The following is a 16,565-nucleotide window of genomic DNA, read 5'->3' on the forward strand; positions in this document are numbered from 1 at the left end:
ATTCAAAGTGCGGTCAGATTTAGACGAGAAATTTATGCAACACGCCCTGATGCTTGCCGATCGTGCAGAAGCACTTGGCGAGATTCCTGTTGGGGCGGTATTGGTAGATGATGAGGGAAATATTCTCGGTGAAGGCTGGAATTTATCTATCATTGAAAATGATCCGACCGCTCACGCTGAAATTGTCGCATTGCGTAACGCCGCACAAAATATTCAAAATTATCGTCTGCTCAATACTACACTCTATGTCACCCTTGAGCCTTGTACCATGTGTGCGGGTGCTATTTTACATAGCCGGATTAAGCGATTAGTCTTCGGTGCATCAGATTATAAAACGGGGGCAGTAGGTTCTCGCTTTCACTTCTTTGATGATTATAAAATGAATCACACATTAGAAATTACCACTGGCGTGCTCGCAGAAAAGTGCGGTCAGAAATTGAGTGATTTTTTTAAAAAAAGACGAGAGCAGAAAAAGGGAGAAAAGCGGGAAAAGAATCTCCCGCTTGATGTTGAGTCGCAATCTTAAACTTGCCAATCAATTTCACTTAAACCATTTTGTTTTAAATATTCGTTAGTTTTAGAAAAATGATGACATCCTAGAAAACCACGATGTGCCGAAAGTGGAGAAGGGTGTGGGGCAGTTAAAACATAATGACGATTGCGATCAATAAATTGCCCTTTTTTCTGAGCATGGCTTCCCCAAAGTAAAAATACGACTTTTTCACGGTGTTCATTAAGTGCTGCAATCACTTGATCTGTAAAAACTTCCCAACCAAATTTAGCATGTGAATGTGCCATGCCACGTTCTACCGTTAGCACGGTGTTAAGCAACAGTACACCTTGCTCCGCCCATTTCACCAAGTAGCCATGATTTGGCATTTTAAAACCTGGGATATCGTTAGCCAATTCTTTGTACATATTCAGTAGAGAAGGCGGAATAGCAACCTCAGGTTTCACCGAAAAAGCTAAACCGTGCGCTTGATTTGGTCCATGGTAGGGATCCTGCCCTAAGATGACGACTTTCACCTCATCAAATGCCGTATATTTAAAGGCATTAAACACTTCGTCTTGCGGTGGGTAAATGGTTTTTCCCGCGAGTCGCTCTTGATGGACTTGTTGTAAAATGTGTTTAAAGTAAGGTTTTTCTTTCTCTTGACCGATAACATCTGTCCAGGTTTTCATTCTGTATTTCCTTATTGGATAAGCTTGAGTACATTATAAATGAAATTGCTTAGAAAGGCTTTATCTGAAGTTATGTTAATATTTTGTTAAATGAGATAGTGTATTGAGGCCTTGCAGTGTCAGAAACTTTAATCTAGATCAATTTTTAAAAATTAGTCAGAAAAAAGAACCTGTTTTAGGTCAAAATTAATTGAATTCTTCAAATAGTTTGATAAAATTTGCACAGTTTAATAAATATACAACCGCCAAATTAGGAGGCACTTTATGATCAAAGGTATTCAAATTACTCAAGCAGCAAATGACAATCTTTTAAACTCATTCTGGTTATTAGACAGCGAAAAAAATGAAGCTCGTTGTTTATGTGCAAAAGCTGAATTCGCAGAAGACCAAGTAGTAGCAGTGAGCGAATTAGGCCAAATCGAATACCGTGAATTACCGGTAAACGTAGCACCAACTGTTAAAGTTGAAGGTGGTCAACACTTAAACGTAAACGTATTACGTCGTGAAACTTTAGAAGATGCTGTAAACAACCCGGATAAATACCCTCAATTAACTATCCGTGTTTCTGGTTACGCAGTACGTTTCAACTCTTTAACGCCAGAACAACAACGTGACGTTATTACTCGTACTTTCACTGAAAGCCTATAATTTCAGTTTGAATGAAAAAAGAAACCCCGAAGTAATTCGGGGTTTTGTTTTATCTAAAAGGTTTGAAAATTTGACCGCACTTTTCCCTTTCATCCCTAGCGATTTCCACGCTTTTCAGGTACAATCCGCCAGTTAAATTTAATGATTTTTGAGAAAACTAATCTATTTATGAAGAATATTCGCAACTTTTCTATTATTGCCCATATTGACCATGGTAAATCGACCCTTTCTGACCGATTAATTCAGACCTGTGGAGGCCTTTCGGATCGTGAAATGGAAGCGCAAGTGTTGGATTCCATGGATCTTGAGCGTGAGCGCGGTATTACCATTAAAGCGCAGAGCGTAACTTTAAATTATCAAGCCAAAGACGGTGAAACATACCAATTAAACTTTATCGATACACCAGGGCACGTGGACTTCTCTTATGAAGTGTCGCGTTCTCTTGCGGCTTGTGAAGGGGCATTGTTAGTTGTAGATGCGGGACAAGGTGTTGAAGCCCAAACCTTGGCAAACTGCTACACCGCCATTGAAATGGATTTAGAAGTAGTGCCGATTTTGAATAAAATCGACTTACCGGCAGCAGATCCTGAACGTGTTGCAGAAGAAATTGAAGACATCGTGGGTATTGATGCGATGGAAGCGGTACGTTGTTCGGCTAAAACCGGTGTGGGTATCGAAGATGTATTAGAAGAAATTGTTGCGAAAATCCCCGCGCCAGAAGGTGATCCTGATGCACCATTACAAGCGTTGATTATTGACTCTTGGTTCGATAACTATTTAGGTGTGGTGTCATTAGTTCGTATTAAGAATGGTGTGTTGCGTAAAGGTGACAAAATCAAAGTAATGTCCACAGGACAAGCTTACAACGTCGACCGTTTAGGGATTTTCACGCCAAAACAAGTGGATACGACCGTATTAAATACCGGCGAAGTAGGTTGGGTTGTTTGTGCGATTAAAGATATTTTAGGGGCACCAGTAGGGGATACCTTAACTCATCAACATAATCCAGCAAGCCATGTATTGCCAGGCTTTAAGAAAGTAAAACCACAGGTTTATGCAGGTTTATTCCCAGTGAGCTCTGACGATTATGAGGCTTTCCGTGATGCGTTAGGTAAATTAAGCTTAAACGATGCATCGCTGTTCTATGAGCCAGAAAACTCAACGGCTTTAGGTTTTGGTTTCCGTTGTGGCTTCTTGGGGCTTTTACACATGGAGATCATTCAAGAGCGTTTAGAACGTGAATACGATCTTGATTTGATTACCACAGCACCAACTGTAATTTATGAAGTTGAAATGACCAATGGTGAAGTGGTTTATGTGGATAGTCCATCAAAACTGCCACCATTAAATAATATTGCAGAAATTCGTGAGCCGATTGCAGAGTGTAATATGCTCGTGCCACAGGAATTCTTAGGTAACGTGATTACCCTTTGTGTGGAAAAACGTGGCGTACAAACTAATATGGTATATCACGGTAACCAAATTGCGTTAACTTATGAAATCCCAATGGGCGAAGTTGTCTTAGATTTCTTCGATCGCTTGAAATCAACATCGCGTGGTTATGCGTCTTTGGATTATGGTTTCAAACGTTTCCAAGCAGCGGACATGGTACGCGTGGATATCATGATCAATGGTGATCGTGTTGATGCGTTAGCATTAATTGTTCATAAAGATAATGCCCCTTATCGTGGTCGTGAATTAGTTGAAAAAATGCGTGAACTGATTCCACGTCAACAATTTGATATCGCGATCCAAGCCGCGATTGGTAACCACATTATTGCGCGTTCAACGGTAAAACAATTGCGTAAAAACGTATTAGCAAAATGTTATGGTGGTGACGTGAGCCGTAAGAAAAAACTCTTACAGAAACAGAAAGAAGGTAAAAAACGAATGAAATCTTTAGGTAACGTGGAAGTGCCGCAAGAAGCGTTTTTAGCGATCTTACATGTAGGTAAAGATAAATAGGAAAGTAGAGCAATGTCGAATGTATTTTTTATTCTGTTGTTAGCCGTAGGCTTTGCTGGTTGGAAAGCGTTAGATTATTTCCAACTGCCTAACACATTCAGTATTTTATTGCTGATTTTAACCGCACTTTCCGGCATTTTATGGTGCTATCACCGCTTTGCCGTGATGCCAAGACGTCGTCGTCAAATTGCACGCGCAGAACAACGTTCAGGCAAAGCATTAACAGACGAAGAAAAAGCGAAAATTGAGCCTATTTCAGAAGGTTCAGAATTTATTTCTTCGCTTTTCCCTGTGTTATCCGTGGTATTCCTTGTGCGTTCATTTATTTTTGAACCATTCCAAATTCCATCAGGATCAATGGAAGCGACGTTGCGCGTAGGGGATTTCCTCGTTGTTAATAAATATACTTATGGTATTAAAGACCCCATTTTCCAAAATACGATTATTGAAGGTAATAAACCAGAACGTGGTGATGTGATCGTGTTTAAAGCGCCGGAACAAGCGTTACTTCGTACAAGTTTAGGGGCAACGCGAGCGGCTTATGCTGAAAATCTTGCATTAACATCTAAAAACAATATGTCTGGGGTAGATTACATTAAACGTATTGTAGGGAAAGGCGGTGACCGCATTATCCTTGATGTTGAAAAAAGTGCTTTAACACTGGTTTATGGCAAAGATGGCAAACCTTGCGAAGTAGATTGCCAAACTAAAGCGTTTGAATATAAACAAGAACCTACAAATCCAGCATTCCCAACGCAAGTGGAATATTTGGAAATCGGTGACGTGACACACAGTATTTTAGTGGAGCCAATGCGCCGTTATTCGGGGATTGAATTCTATCCACAAGAAGGCTTACCTACTGCAGAATGGATTGTGCCAGAAGGGCAATATTTTGTGATGGGTGATAACCGTGATCATAGTGATGACAGCCGTTTTTGGGGATTTGTACCAGAAAAAAATATCGTGGGTAAAGCCACTTATATTTGGATGAGTTTAGAAAAAGAACCAAATGAGTGGCCTACAGGCTTCCGTTTAGACCGTTTCTTTACAAAAATTAATTAATATGAATCATTTAGATCGTCTAGAACGAAAAATTGGTTATCAATTTTCCGATCTAAAAAATTTAAAATTGGCACTGACACACCGCAGTGCCTCCACTCAACATAATGAACGCCTAGAATTTCTAGGTGATTCGATTCTCAATTATGTCATTGCTGATGCGCTTTATCATCAATTCCCTCGTTGTAATGAAGGTGAACTGAGCAGAATGCGTGCAACATTAGTTCGAGAGCCAACTCTGGCGATGATTGCCCGTAATTTTGAGCTTGGAGATTATATGTCCTTAGGTTCAGGTGAATTGAAAAGTGGGGGATTTCGTCGCGAATCTATTTTGGCCGATTGTGTTGAAGCGGTAATTGGCGCAATGGCATTGGATTCAAGCTTTGATAAAGCGGCAGATATTGTGCGTAGTTGGTATAAAACCTTATTGGCTGAAATTAAGCCTGGCGATAACCAAAAAGATGCAAAAACGCGTTTACAAGAGTATTTACAAGGTAAGCATTTCGCTTTACCAACCTATGAAGTAATAAAAATTGAAGGTGAAGCACATTGCCAAACCTTCACCGTGGAATGTACAGTAAAAAACGTACCCAATATTGACCGCACTTTTATTGCGAAAGGTTCTAGCCGCCGTAAAGCAGAACAAGCGGCCGCAGAACAAATCTTAAAAACATTGGAAATTAAATGACCGAATTAAATCAAGAACAAGAGACCTATTGTGGCTTTATCGCTATCGTAGGTCGCCCAAATGTAGGGAAATCTACCCTGTTAAATAAAATTTTGGGACAAAAAATCTCGATTACATCTCGCAAGGCGCAAACTACACGTCATCGTATTGTGGGAATTAAAACGGAAGGTATCTACCAAGAAATTTACGTAGATACGCCGGGGCTTCATATTGAAGAAAAACGAGCGATTAACCGTTTAATGAACCGTGCAGCAAGCTCGGCAATCGGGGATGTGGATCTTATTATTTTTGTCGTGGATGGCACACATTGGAATGCTGATGATGAAATGGTGTTAAACAAATTACGTAATGCCAAAGCGCCTGTTGTACTCGCTATCAACAAAGTTGACAATGTTAAGAATAAAGATGATTTATTGCCATTCATTACAGAATTAGGCAGTAAGTTTGATTTCGCACACATTGTGCCGATTTCTGCACAACGTGGTAATAACGTGCATCAATTAGAGAAAATTGTTCGTCAGTCCTTACGTAAAGGCGTTCATCACTTCCCTGAAGATTACGTGACCGATCGTTCACAACGTTTTATGGCGTCGGAAATTATCCGTGAAAAATTGATGCGCTTTACCGGTGAGGAATTACCTTATTCTGTGACTGTTGAAATTGAACAATTCAAAGTAAATGAGCGTGGTACTTACGAGATTAATGGTTTGATTTTAGTTGAGCGTGAAGGTCAAAAGAAAATGGTGATTGGTGCTCAAGGACAAAAAATTAAAACCATTGGTATGGAAGCGCGCGCTGACATGGAACGCTTATTTGATAATAAAGTACATCTAGAACTTTGGGTCAAAGTGAAGTCTGGTTGGGCGGACGATGAACGCGCCTTAAGAAGTTTGGGGTATATGGACGAATAAAAACTTGAGTAATACTCTATACTATTCTATTATTAGCGAAATTTTTATGTTTACTAATAAAAACAAGGAGATGGTAGATGAGTATCTATGCCTTAAAACCCAAATTTCAGAATTTACTTCGGCCTTTAGTTAGGCAATTAGCGGCAAAAGGCGTAACAGCAAATCAAGTTACGCTAATTGCTTGCTTACTTTCTATTTTATTAGGTGTGGTTCTCGCACTATTTCCGACATTTTCTTCTCTTTTCTTCCTTATCCCTATTTGGTTATTTTTGCGTATGGCGTTGAATGCTATTGATGGAATGCTTGCACGTGAATTCAATCAAAAAAGTCGATTAGGGGGGTATCTTAATGAAATTACTGATGTCGTCTCTGATGCAGCACTTTACCTTCCTTTTGCTTTTGTCGCACCTTTTGATGGTATTCAAATCTCAGGTATTATTTGGCTTGCCGCGTTGAGTGAGTTATGTGGTATTTTGGGGCAAGTTCAAGGCAAAACGCGTCGTTATGATGGTCCAATGGGTAAAAGCGATCGTGCGTTTGTGTTTGGTGTACTCGGTTTACTCTATGCGGTGAATGGTAGCTTGCATTCACTTTTCTGGTGGGTAGCCAATATCCTGATTATCTTGCTCATCGTGACTTGTATTAAGCGAGTAAAAAATGGATTAGCGGAAGTGGCAGAGTAATAGGAGTAAATATGATCGCGAGATTAATCGATTTTTTATTGTGTCGTTTTGCCTCTTTTATTACAGGTGTTCGACCTCAAGCAGCAATTGCTGAACAATCTTCAGAGGGGCATCGTGTCTATTTTGCCAATCATAATAGTCATGGGGATTTTATTTTGCTTTGGATTTCATTGCCTTATGAAGTGAGAAAGCAAACCCGCCCTGTTGCAGGCAAAGACTATTGGACGAAAGGCGCAATTCGTCGCTTTTTAGCCTATAAAGTTTTCAATATGTTACTCATTGAGCGTAATAACCAAGATCCAAAAGCCGCCATACGACAAATGAGTGAAGCATTAGTCAATGACTCCCTGATTATTTTCCCTGAAGGAACTCGTAAGATGGATGATGATTTGCCTCTCCAACCCTTTAAAAGTGGTTTGTATTATCTAGCAAAAGAAAATCTTGATTGTGAATTTGTCCCAGTTTGGATTAGTAATATGAATAATGTTTTACCAAAAGGCTTTATTTTACCGATCCCGTTGTTATGTGATCTTTATGTCGGTGAACCATTAAAAATTGGGACAGATGAGACTAAAGGTGAATTTTTAACACGTGCGCAATCGGCATTATTAAGTTTAAACATCAGTGAAAAAGGCAAATCTTAGGAGTAAATGATGACGGAAATATGGCAACTCTTCGGTGGTTTATTCATCGCCTTAATTTTTGCTTCCACAGTGGGATATATTTTAAAACGCAGATCGGGCGTGGATACACCTAACAGTGTTATTGATAACCTAAACGCACGCATCAATGCTTGGTGGGTGATGATTGGGATTATCTTTATTGCGAGCTTATTAGGCTTTTATGGCGTGATTGTGCTCTTTTTGATTATTTCATTTATGGGATTGCGTGAGTTTCTTTCTCTGTTGAATATTCGTCGAGGCGATCATCTTGCACTCGCAGCCTGTTTTTATGTGATCTTGCCATTGCAATATTTTTTAGTCGCCATTGATTGGTTTAGTATGTTTACTATCTTTATTCCCGTATATGGCTTCTTATTTTTACCGATTCTTTCAGCATTACTGGGTGACCCAGCGAATTTCTTAGATCGTTCTACGAAAATTCAGTGGGCATTGATGATTAGCGTATTCTGTATTTCACATATCCCCGCTTTATTGACACTTGATATCTCAGGTTATGAAGGAAAAAATCTTTTATTAATGATCTTCTTAATCTTGGTAGTACAGTCAAGTGATGTGTTGCAATACGTTTGGGGTAAACTCTTCGGTAAACATAAAATTGCGCCAACCTTGTCACCATCCAAAACGGTAGAAGGTTTTGTTGGTGGGGTATTAAGCGCAAGTTTATTAGGTATGCTACTTCATTGGATGACACCATTTTATGCATGGCAAGCCTTTTTAATGAGTCTGTTAATTTGCTTAATGGGATTCTTAGGTGGACTCGTGATGTCGGCAATGAAACGCAGTATGGGTGTGAAAGACTGGGGGAATATGATCAGTGGCCATGGTGGTATTTTAGATCGAATGGATTCACTTTGTTTCTCCGCACCTATTTTCTTCCATGTGGTGCGTTATTTCTGGGCATAGTTATAAATCATGAAATAAAAAAAGAGCGGTTAATTAACCGCTCTTTTTTATTATTGACGATAAGTTTCTAAGAATCGCGCCAATTTGCCAATGGCTTCTTCTAATTGACCGGTATAAGGAAGTGTCACCACACGGAAGTGATCCGGTGAGTGCCAGTTAAATCCTTTACCATGCACGAGAAGTACTTTCTCTTTACGTAATAAATCGAGCACAAATTTTTCATCACTATGAATGTTGAATTTTTGGATGTCGAGTTTCGGGAACATATACATCGCCCCCATTGGTTTTACGCAGCTAATACCCGGGATTTGAGTCAGTAACTCATAGGCTTTATTACGTTGTTCCAGTAAACGCCCGCCCGGTTGAACAAATTCATTAATACTTTGGTAGCCGCCTAATGCTGTTTGAATGGCGTGCTGCATTGGTACGTTTGCACATAAACGCATAGACGCTAGCATATCTAAGCCTTCAATATAGCCTTTAGCATGTTGTTTCGGCCCATTTAAAATCATCCAACCTTGACGAAAACCCGCAACACGATATGCTTTTGATAAGCCATTGAATGTAATGGTTAATACATCTGGTGCAAGGGCTGCAATATGATGGTGGACAGCACCATCGTAGAGAATTTTGTCATAAATTTCATCCGCAAAAATAATGAGATTATTTTCACGTGCAACTTGGATAATTTCTTCGAGTAACTCTTTGCTATAAACCGCACCCGTCGGGTTGTTCGGGTTGATCACTACGATAGCTTTAGTTTTGGCATTGACTTTCGACCGAATATCATCAATAGCAGGGAACCAACCCGCTTCTTCATCACATAAATAATGCACCGCGTTTCCGCCCGCTAACGTTACCGCCGCCGTCCATAATGGATAATCCGGCATTGGAACCAATACCTCATCACCATCATTAAGAAGGGCTTGCATGGACATGGTAATCAATTCAGATACACCGTTCCCGATGTACACATCGTTTACTGTCGCATCATGAATACCTTTAGACTGATAGTATTGCACGATAGCTTTACGTGCAGAATACAAACCTTTGGAATCGCAATAACCTTGTGCAGAAGGTAAGTTGCGGATTACATCGACTAAAATTTCATCTGGCGCTTCAAAACCAAATGGGGCAGGGTTGCCGATATTAAGTTTTAAAATTTTATTGCCTTCTTCTTCTAGGCGTAAAGCTTCTTTGTGAACCGGTCCACGAATATCGTAGCAAACGTGTTCTAATTTGTCTGATTTCGGAAAAGATCTCATTAGTAACATCCTATGATAATTAGATTTTCATTCAAAAATTGTGTCTAATTTACGCTTAAATTCTTATCTTGAAAAGATTTAATAAAAAAATTTTTTGAATGTATTAAAGTGCGGTAGAATATGGGCTAATTTTTTTGTGTTTTATTATTTTTCATGGGCCCTTTAGAACAAGCTAAATCTGAGCTAATTCGCCAATTTGAAACTTTGGCGATAACTGATCAGCAACCCGCTATTGCACGTCTTCAGATGAAGATGAAATTGGGGGTTGATCTTTTGGCATGGATGAAAGGACAGCTTGTTTATCCACAATTTTATTTACGTTTTCGTGATGAAGATAAAACCGTCGCAGCGGTGGGGAAAGTGCGGTCATTTTCAGATGTGAATTTAGCACAGAAATTTATTCAAGATCACAATTTCCCGTTAGTGGGCGGTTTACAGTTCCAAGGTGAAAGTCAGTTTATTTTGCCGCAAGTTTTAATTGAACAGCAAAATGGTGAGAGCGTGGTTTCAGTTTTTGTTGAGCCAAATGAGCTTGATTCGGCAAAAATGATTTTGAATTCATTTGAAAAAATGACCGCACTTTCACCGCTTAATCAATTAACCATCAAAAGTGTAGAGCCAAAAGCGAATCAAGACACCTGGTGTAACTGGGTCAATCAAGCACTCACTCGAATTCGACAGGGTGAATTGACTAAGCTCGTTTTGGCAAATGAAACCGTGTTTGGTATTCAGGGTGAGCTAAACGGAAAAGATTTTCTTGCTGCAAGCCAAGCAAAAAATAGTGGTTGTTACCATTTTTTATGGGCAGATAATGCTCAAAACTGTTTTGTGGGATCGACACCAGAACGCTTATTTGCACGTGATGATCGTCAGTTATTCACGGAAGCGCTTGCAGGGACAGCACCTGTTAGTGATAATCCGAGTGAAAATGACGAACGTGCGAATTGGCTGTTAAATGATGAAAAAAACCTCAATGAAAACTGGTTGGTGGTTGAAGATATTTCACAAAATATCAGTCACTTAGTGGAACAAATTACTGTTGATGATGTCGCATTAAAGTCACTACGCAAAGTGCAGCATTTAATTAGAAAAATGCAAGCAAAATTGACCGCAGTTTGTACGGATGCCGATTTGCTGAAAGCGATCCATCCAACGGCGGCTGTATCCGGCTTACCACAGCAGCAAGCGAAGAAAGCCTTGGCTGAAATAGAAACCTTTGATCGTCGTTGGTATGCCGGTACATTAGGTGTGATGAATCAACATCTATCAGAATTTTGTGTCACCATTCGTTCGGCTTTTATCGAAGAAAAACAAGTGCGTGTATTTGCTGGAGCCGGTATTGTAGAAGGCTCACAACCTGTAGAAGAGTGGTTGGAAATTGAACGTAAAGCGGCAGGGCTCATTTCCCTGTTTGCAGAGAATAACGGAGAATAAGAAGAATGTCTGTAAGCGTATTTAATCGTTGTTGGTCAAAGGTGATCTTAGAAACCTTGGTTCGCCAAGGGGTGAGTCACTTTTGTATTGCGCCAGGTTCACGATCAACACCTTTAACGCTAGAAGCTGTGCGTTTACAAAATGCCTCTCGAGCAACGTGCCATAGTCACTTTGATGAACGTGGCTTAGGCTTTTTTGCGTTGGGTATTGCAAAATCCACGCAAGCACCTGTTGCCGTGATTGTAACCTCAGGGACTGCGGCAGCAAATTTATATCCAGCGATTATTGAAGCTCGCCAAACAGGCGTGAATTTAATTATTCTTACTGCCGATCGACCACCTGAATTGTGGGAATGTGGTGCAAATCAAGCGATCGTGCAACAAAATATGTTTGCTGATTACCCAGTGGCAAGTGTCAATTTACCGAAACCTCAAGCAGATTATGCGGCAAAATGGTTAATTTCTACGTTAGAACAAGCTTGCTATAAACAAAAACAACAACCAGGCGTGGTGCATATCAATGTGCCTTTTGCAGAGCCACTTTATAATGCTCAAGAGCAAGAAATTGACGGTCATCCATGGTTAATGCCAATTCAACGTTGGTTAAGTCAGCCGAAAAATTGGGTTGATCATCAACCATTACAGCAAGAAGTGTTGATGCACGAGAATTGGGATACTTGGCGTACGAAACGTGGTGTGATTGTGGCAGGGCAATTAACGCCTGAACAAGCAATGGGTATTAACTCATGGGCAAATACCATGGGTTGGATTTTGCTTACGGATATTCAATCAGGTGTAGAACCTCTCATGCCTTATGCGGATATTTGGCTAGCAAACCAAACTGTGAAGCAAAAATTACTTCAAGCTGATATCGTGATTCAATTTGGCTCTCGCTTTATCAGTAAACGGATTAACCAATTCTTATCGGAATTCCAAGGCGAATTTTGGGTGGTGGAGCAAAGTCAAAATGCAGTTGATCCAAACCACCATACGCAAACTCGCTTTAACGCCAAAGCTCATCATTGGTTGCGTGCACACCCGCCATTGCGTCAAAAACCTTGGTTACTCGAACCACTCGCGCTTTCAAAATTCTGTGCAACTTTTATCGAGCAACAAGTCGGTGGTAATCTTAATGAAGCCTCACTAGCACATCATATTGAGCGTGTTTTACCTTACAACGGTATTTTGTTCTTAGGAAATAGCCTTTTTGTGCGCTTGGTTGATGCGTTAACGAAACTACCAGAAGGATACCCAATTTTCACCAATCGTGGTGCAAGCGGGATTGACGGCTTATTAGCAACAGCTGCAGGTATCGGTATCGGAGCCGATCAACCAGTGGTAGCCATGATTGGTGATACGTCCACACTTTATGATTTGAACTCTTTAGCCTTATTTAAGAATGTCACTCAACCGACTATTATTTTTGTGATTAACAATAATGGTGGTGCGATCTTTGATATGTTGCCGGTGGATGAAGAGGTAAAAGAGCAGTTCTATCGCTTGCCACATAATGGTGATTTCTCTCAAGTCGCCGCAATGTTTGGTTTAAAATATGCCTTGCCTTACACCTGGGCAGATTTAAGCTCCGTGTTAAAACAAGCTTATACTCGCCGCCGTGCGACATTAATTGAAATCAAAACAAACCCAAGTGATGGCAGCGCAACCTATAAGCGCTTGATTGAACAAATCAGCCACGCGGTGATTGGTGAATAATTTCTTTCCCCTCTTATATAGAGGGGATTTCTTTATATGGCATTATTATGATGAATCTTGTTTTTCTCCATGGCTTATTAGGTACGAAATCAGATTGGCAAAAAGTTATCGAAAATCTACCGCACTTTCGTTGTTTCTCTCTCGATTTACCGTTTCACGGTGAGAATAAAGCTGTTGCCGTTGAAGATTTTGAGCAAACCGCTCAGTTCCTTGAAGAACAAATTCAACATCTCATAAAAGATGAGCCTTATATCTTAATTGGTTATTCACTTGGTGGACGAATCGCACAATATTATGCACTACAAGCGAAAGTGAAAATAGGGCATTTAAAGGCAGTCATTTTAGAAGGGGCTAATTTAGGCTTACAATCTGAACAAGAAAAACAAAGCCGTCTAGTTAATGACAAAATGTGGGCTGAGCGTTTTTTCCATGAAAAGCCTGAAACCGTGCTCGAAGATTGGTATCAACAACCTGTTTTTTCTCATTTAAATGAACAGCAACGTAAGGCATTAATTGAAAAGCGAAAAGCCAATTGTGGGGCCAATATTGGCCGAATGTTATTAGCCACTAGCCTTGCCAAACAGCCTGATTTTAGAGAAAAAGTGCGGTCAAGTTTGCTGCCATTTTTTTATTTTTGTGGTGAACGAGATCAGAAGTTTCGTCAAATGGCTGAAGCTAATCAACTCAATTTAACGCTTATTCCTGATGCTGGTCATAATGCCCATTTAGAAAATCCGACATATTTTGCTGAAAAAATCGAAAATATCGTATTAAAAATTGCTCAACCTTAAGGGAAATGCTAGGATTTAGCCCTTTCATTTTATTTGACTCTTAAGGAAGCAAAATGTCCTCACAACTTCGTAATGATCCACTTAAGGTTGCTTTAGCATCTATGGTGGGTACCGCAATTGAATTCTTCGATTATTATATCTATGCCGCTGCGGCAGTATTAGTTTTTAACACGCAATTCTTCCATAGTGGCGATCCCCTTTCAGATGATTTGCTTTCTCTTTCAACACTAGCCTTAGCGTTCTTTGCTCGTCCGATTGGCTCAGCTTTATTTGGGCACTTTGGTGATAAGATTGGTCGTAAGAAAACCTTGGTCGCCTCTTTGGTTTTAATGGGCGGATCTACGGTCGTTATCGGTTTATTGCCGACTTATTCTCAAATTGGTATTTGGGCACCGATTTTGTTATGTATTTGCCGAGTCGGTCAGGGTATTGGTCTTGGTGGTGAATGGGGCGGTGCTGCTTTAGTGGCAACAGAAAATGCACCAGAAGGAAAACGTGCTTGGTATGGTACATTCCCTCAATTAGGTGCGCCAATAGGTTTATTTGTGGCTAATGCGACCTTCTTCTTAGTGAGCTATTTCTGGGGGCAACAAGCCCTTGTTGAGTGGGCATGGCGTATCCCGTTTGTTTCTTCTTTAGCCTTAGTTTTAGTTGGGTTATATGTTCGCTTAACCTTACATGAAAGCCATGTCTTCGTTGAAGCGGAAGAAAAAGGGAAAAAATTAAAAGCACCGGTGAGTGTGGTTTTCACTAAACACTTTAAACCGATGGTGATTGGTACATTTATCATGGTGGCAACCTATTCCTTGTTTTATATTATGACTGCCTTTGCTCAAGCGTATTCTCGTACACCGGCAACGCTTTCAGAAGCGGGCTATCCTATGGGGTTAGGTATTCCTGCTAATACCTTCACAGGATTACTTTTAATGAGCGCGATTGTTTTTGCGATTTTTATCAGTATTTCAGGTCTTTATGCAGATAAAATCGGTCGCCGTAAATGGTTAATTTGGACAACGGTCAGCATTTTAATTTTTGCATTATGTATGCCATTATTCCTTGGAAACGGTACACCAGCTTCTGTATTTGCTTTCTTGGTTATTGGTATGGCATTAATGGGCATGACATTTGGCCCAATGGCAGCGTTATTGCCTGAATTATTCCCAACAGAAGTGCGTTATTCTGGTGCCTCTTTAGCTTACAACATTGCATCCATTATCGGGGCAACCATTGCAGCAATGATTTCATTAAAAATCAATGCGCTTTATGGCTTAATGGGCGTGGGGATTTATTTAGCTATTAATGCATTCTTAACCTTGTTAGCATTATTAGCCTCAAAAGAAACGAAAAATGTCGATTTAACGCAAATCTAGTGATAAATTAATCATGAAAAAGCTGATGTAAATAACATCAGCTTTTTTTATTTGTTGAAAGGATGCAATAAAAAAGAGCGTATTGCTACGCTCTCAGTCGATAAAAGTGCGGTTAAAAACAGCATGTTTTTAACATAGGTATGAAAGAATTAATCTTCACCCCATACTTCTTTGGCAATTTCTTCAACATAACGAACTTTAGCCCATTGCTGTGCTTCCGTCATGATATTCCCTTCTTCTGTTGAAGCAAAACCACATTGTGGGCTTAAGCAAAGCTGCTCAAGCGGAACATATTGTGTCGCTTCTTTAATGCGAGTTTTAATAGCCGCTTTATCTTCTAATTCCGGGAATTTTGAACTGATTAAACCTAATACAACACGGCCTTTGTGTGGATTATTGGCAAAATGTTTTAATGGTTCAAAACCACCAGAACGTTCATCATCATATTCCAGGAAATAGCCATCGTATTGAGTTTGGCCGAATAACGCATCCGCAATTGGGTCATATGCGCCAGTTAGTAAATAAGTTGAACGGAAGTTGCCACGGCAAACGTGCGTTGTGATAACCATATCTGCTGGTTTAGCGGCTAATACAACTTGAATATTTTCAAGCGCTTGTGCTTTATCCGCTTCAAATTCTGGTTTTAAGTGATTATTACAGAGTGAGCCCCAATACACATCATCAAATTGTAAATAACGACAGCCTGCATCATAGAAGGCTTTAATCGCATCTTTATAAGCTTGCTGAACATCTTTGGCAAATTCTGCACGTGTCGCATAAACGCCAGTATCCCATTGGATTGGATACATTAATTGGTTTGGACTAGGGATGGTATATTTTACAACGCCACGATCCCCAACAATGTCTTTTAATTTTTTAAAATGTTCGATAAATGGATGGTTAGGATTCCAAGAGACTTTACCGCAGCAACGTGTATTGTAAGGTTGGGTTTCCACGCCATTAAATTTATAACCGTGTTCTGGGTGATAACCTTCGATGCCATTTAAGTTTTCTAAGAAATCGATGTGCCAAAACGCACGGCGATATTCCCCATCCGTGATGACTTGGATACCTGCATCTAATTGTGCTTGTACTAATTTAGCAATTTCTTGATCTTCAACTTCCGTTAATTGTTCACGAGAAAGTTCGCCTGCTGCAAATTTTGCACGGGCTTCTTTTAAAGGTTGAGAACGTAAGTATGAGCCCACAGTATCAGCATGGAAAGGAAGTGTTTTTGATGTCATGTTTATATCCTTCTTTTAATTTTAGCA

16 protein-coding genes are annotated in these 16,565 nt (G+C 40.0%); 13 read left to right on the top strand and 3 right to left on the bottom strand.

The annotated features are described in order from the left end of the window. The first annotated feature begins 7 nt into the window (after nt 1–7). Nucleotides 8–526: a tRNA adenosine(34) deaminase TadA gene (gene tadA, locus DPV85_RS05375; RefSeq protein WP_111327329.1), complete on the top strand. Its 519-nt coding sequence runs from the start codon at nt 8–10 to the stop codon at nt 524–526. On the opposite strand, the gene ung is transcribed toward tadA, so the two are convergent. Beyond that, complete coding sequence (gene ung / locus DPV85_RS05380; protein ID WP_257282558.1) at nt 523–1,197, bottom strand: uracil-DNA glycosylase; 675 nt, start codon at nt 1,195–1,197, stop codon at nt 523–525. The two genes, tadA and ung, sit on opposite strands and share 4 nt — an antisense overlap. Nucleotides 1,198–1,446: 249 nt before the next feature. Between ung and grcA the strand changes: the two genes are divergently transcribed. The 8 genes from grcA (at nt 1,447) to DPV85_RS05420 (ending at nt 8,722) form a co-directional block, all read left to right on the top strand. Then, the gene (grcA, locus tag DPV85_RS05385; RefSeq protein WP_005697846.1) at nt 1,447–1,830 is read left to right on the top strand and encodes an autonomous glycyl radical cofactor GrcA; all 384 of its coding nucleotides are present in this window, start codon (nt 1,447–1,449) and stop codon (nt 1,828–1,830) included. 168 nt (nt 1,831–1,998) lie between these two features. Continuing rightward, nucleotides 1,999–3,795 (top strand): translation elongation factor 4, encoded by a 1,797-nt coding sequence (gene lepA, locus DPV85_RS05390; RefSeq protein ID WP_049362389.1) that lies wholly within the window; start codon nt 1,999–2,001, stop codon nt 3,793–3,795. Between the two features lie 12 nt (nt 3,796–3,807). Further along, nucleotides 3,808–4,857 carry a signal peptidase I gene (lepB, locus tag DPV85_RS05395; protein ID WP_005697919.1) on the top strand — a complete coding sequence of 350 codons (1,050 nt, stop codon included), beginning with the start codon at nt 3,808–3,810 and terminating at the stop codon, nt 4,855–4,857. A 1-nt stretch (nt 4,858) separates the two neighbouring features. Further along, complete coding sequence (rnc, locus tag DPV85_RS05400) at nt 4,859–5,542, top strand: ribonuclease III (protein ID WP_005699979.1); 684 nt, start codon at nt 4,859–4,861, stop codon at nt 5,540–5,542. Further along, nucleotides 5,539–6,453: a GTPase Era gene (era, locus tag DPV85_RS05405; protein ID WP_111327330.1), complete on the top strand. Its 915-nt coding sequence runs from the start codon at nt 5,539–5,541 to the stop codon at nt 6,451–6,453. The genes rnc and era overlap by 4 nt, the downstream gene beginning before the upstream one ends. Before the next feature lie 77 nt (nt 6,454–6,530). Beyond that, on the top strand, nt 6,531–7,136 hold the full coding sequence (locus tag DPV85_RS05410; protein ID WP_111327331.1) for a CDP-alcohol phosphatidyltransferase family protein: 606 nt from the start codon (nt 6,531–6,533) through the stop codon (nt 7,134–7,136). Nucleotides 7,137–7,147: 11 nt separating this feature from the next. Beyond that, nucleotides 7,148–7,780, top strand: coding sequence for a lysophospholipid acyltransferase family protein (locus tag DPV85_RS05415; protein WP_111327332.1), 633 nt, complete (start codon nt 7,148–7,150; stop codon nt 7,778–7,780). 9 nt (nt 7,781–7,789) lie between these two features. Next, on the top strand, nt 7,790–8,722 hold the full coding sequence (locus DPV85_RS05420; protein ID WP_207798035.1) for a phosphatidate cytidylyltransferase: 933 nt from the start codon (nt 7,790–7,792) through the stop codon (nt 8,720–8,722). A 50-nt stretch (nt 8,723–8,772) separates the two neighbouring features. Here the strand turns inward: DPV85_RS05420 and DPV85_RS05425 are convergent, their stop codons facing one another. Further along, complete coding sequence (locus DPV85_RS05425) at nt 8,773–9,987, bottom strand: pyridoxal phosphate-dependent aminotransferase (RefSeq protein ID WP_111327334.1); 1,215 nt, start codon at nt 9,985–9,987, stop codon at nt 8,773–8,775. A gap of 153 nt (nt 9,988–10,140) precedes the next feature. Here DPV85_RS05425 and DPV85_RS05430 point away from each other — a divergent pair, with 153 nt between their 5' ends. Genes DPV85_RS05430 through DPV85_RS05445 form a run of 4 tightly spaced genes read left to right on the top strand, consistent with a single transcriptional unit; the run spans nt 10,141 to nt 15,294 of the window. Continuing rightward, the gene (locus DPV85_RS05430; RefSeq protein WP_111327335.1) at nt 10,141–11,421 is read left to right on the top strand and encodes an isochorismate synthase; all 1,281 of its coding nucleotides are present in this window, start codon (nt 10,141–10,143) and stop codon (nt 11,419–11,421) included. Between the two features lie 5 nt (nt 11,422–11,426). Continuing rightward, on the top strand, nt 11,427–13,133 hold the full coding sequence (menD, locus tag DPV85_RS05435; RefSeq protein ID WP_111327336.1) for a 2-succinyl-5-enolpyruvyl-6-hydroxy-3-cyclohexene-1-carboxylic-acid synthase: 1,707 nt from the start codon (nt 11,427–11,429) through the stop codon (nt 13,131–13,133). A gap of 47 nt (nt 13,134–13,180) precedes the next feature. After that, nucleotides 13,181–13,924: a 2-succinyl-6-hydroxy-2,4-cyclohexadiene-1-carboxylate synthase gene (gene menH / locus DPV85_RS05440; RefSeq protein ID WP_111327337.1), complete on the top strand. Its 744-nt coding sequence runs from the start codon at nt 13,181–13,183 to the stop codon at nt 13,922–13,924. 53 nt (nt 13,925–13,977) lie between these two features. After that, nucleotides 13,978–15,294, top strand: coding sequence for an MFS transporter (locus DPV85_RS05445; RefSeq protein WP_049363035.1), 1,317 nt, complete (start codon nt 13,978–13,980; stop codon nt 15,292–15,294). Nucleotides 15,295–15,443: 149 nt separating this feature from the next. Here DPV85_RS05445 and DPV85_RS05450 read toward each other — a convergent pair whose 3' ends face one another. Further along, the gene (locus tag DPV85_RS05450) at nt 15,444–16,538 is read right to left on the bottom strand and encodes a 5-methyltetrahydropteroyltriglutamate--homocysteine S-methyltransferase (protein ID WP_111327338.1); all 1,095 of its coding nucleotides are present in this window, start codon (nt 16,536–16,538) and stop codon (nt 15,444–15,446) included. Nucleotides 16,539–16,565 lie beyond the last annotated feature (27 nt).

Origin of the sequence: Haemophilus parainfluenzae (assembly GCF_003252725.1) — a bacterium.
GTDB lineage: Bacteria > Pseudomonadota > Gammaproteobacteria > Enterobacterales > Pasteurellaceae > Haemophilus_D > Haemophilus_D parainfluenzae_L.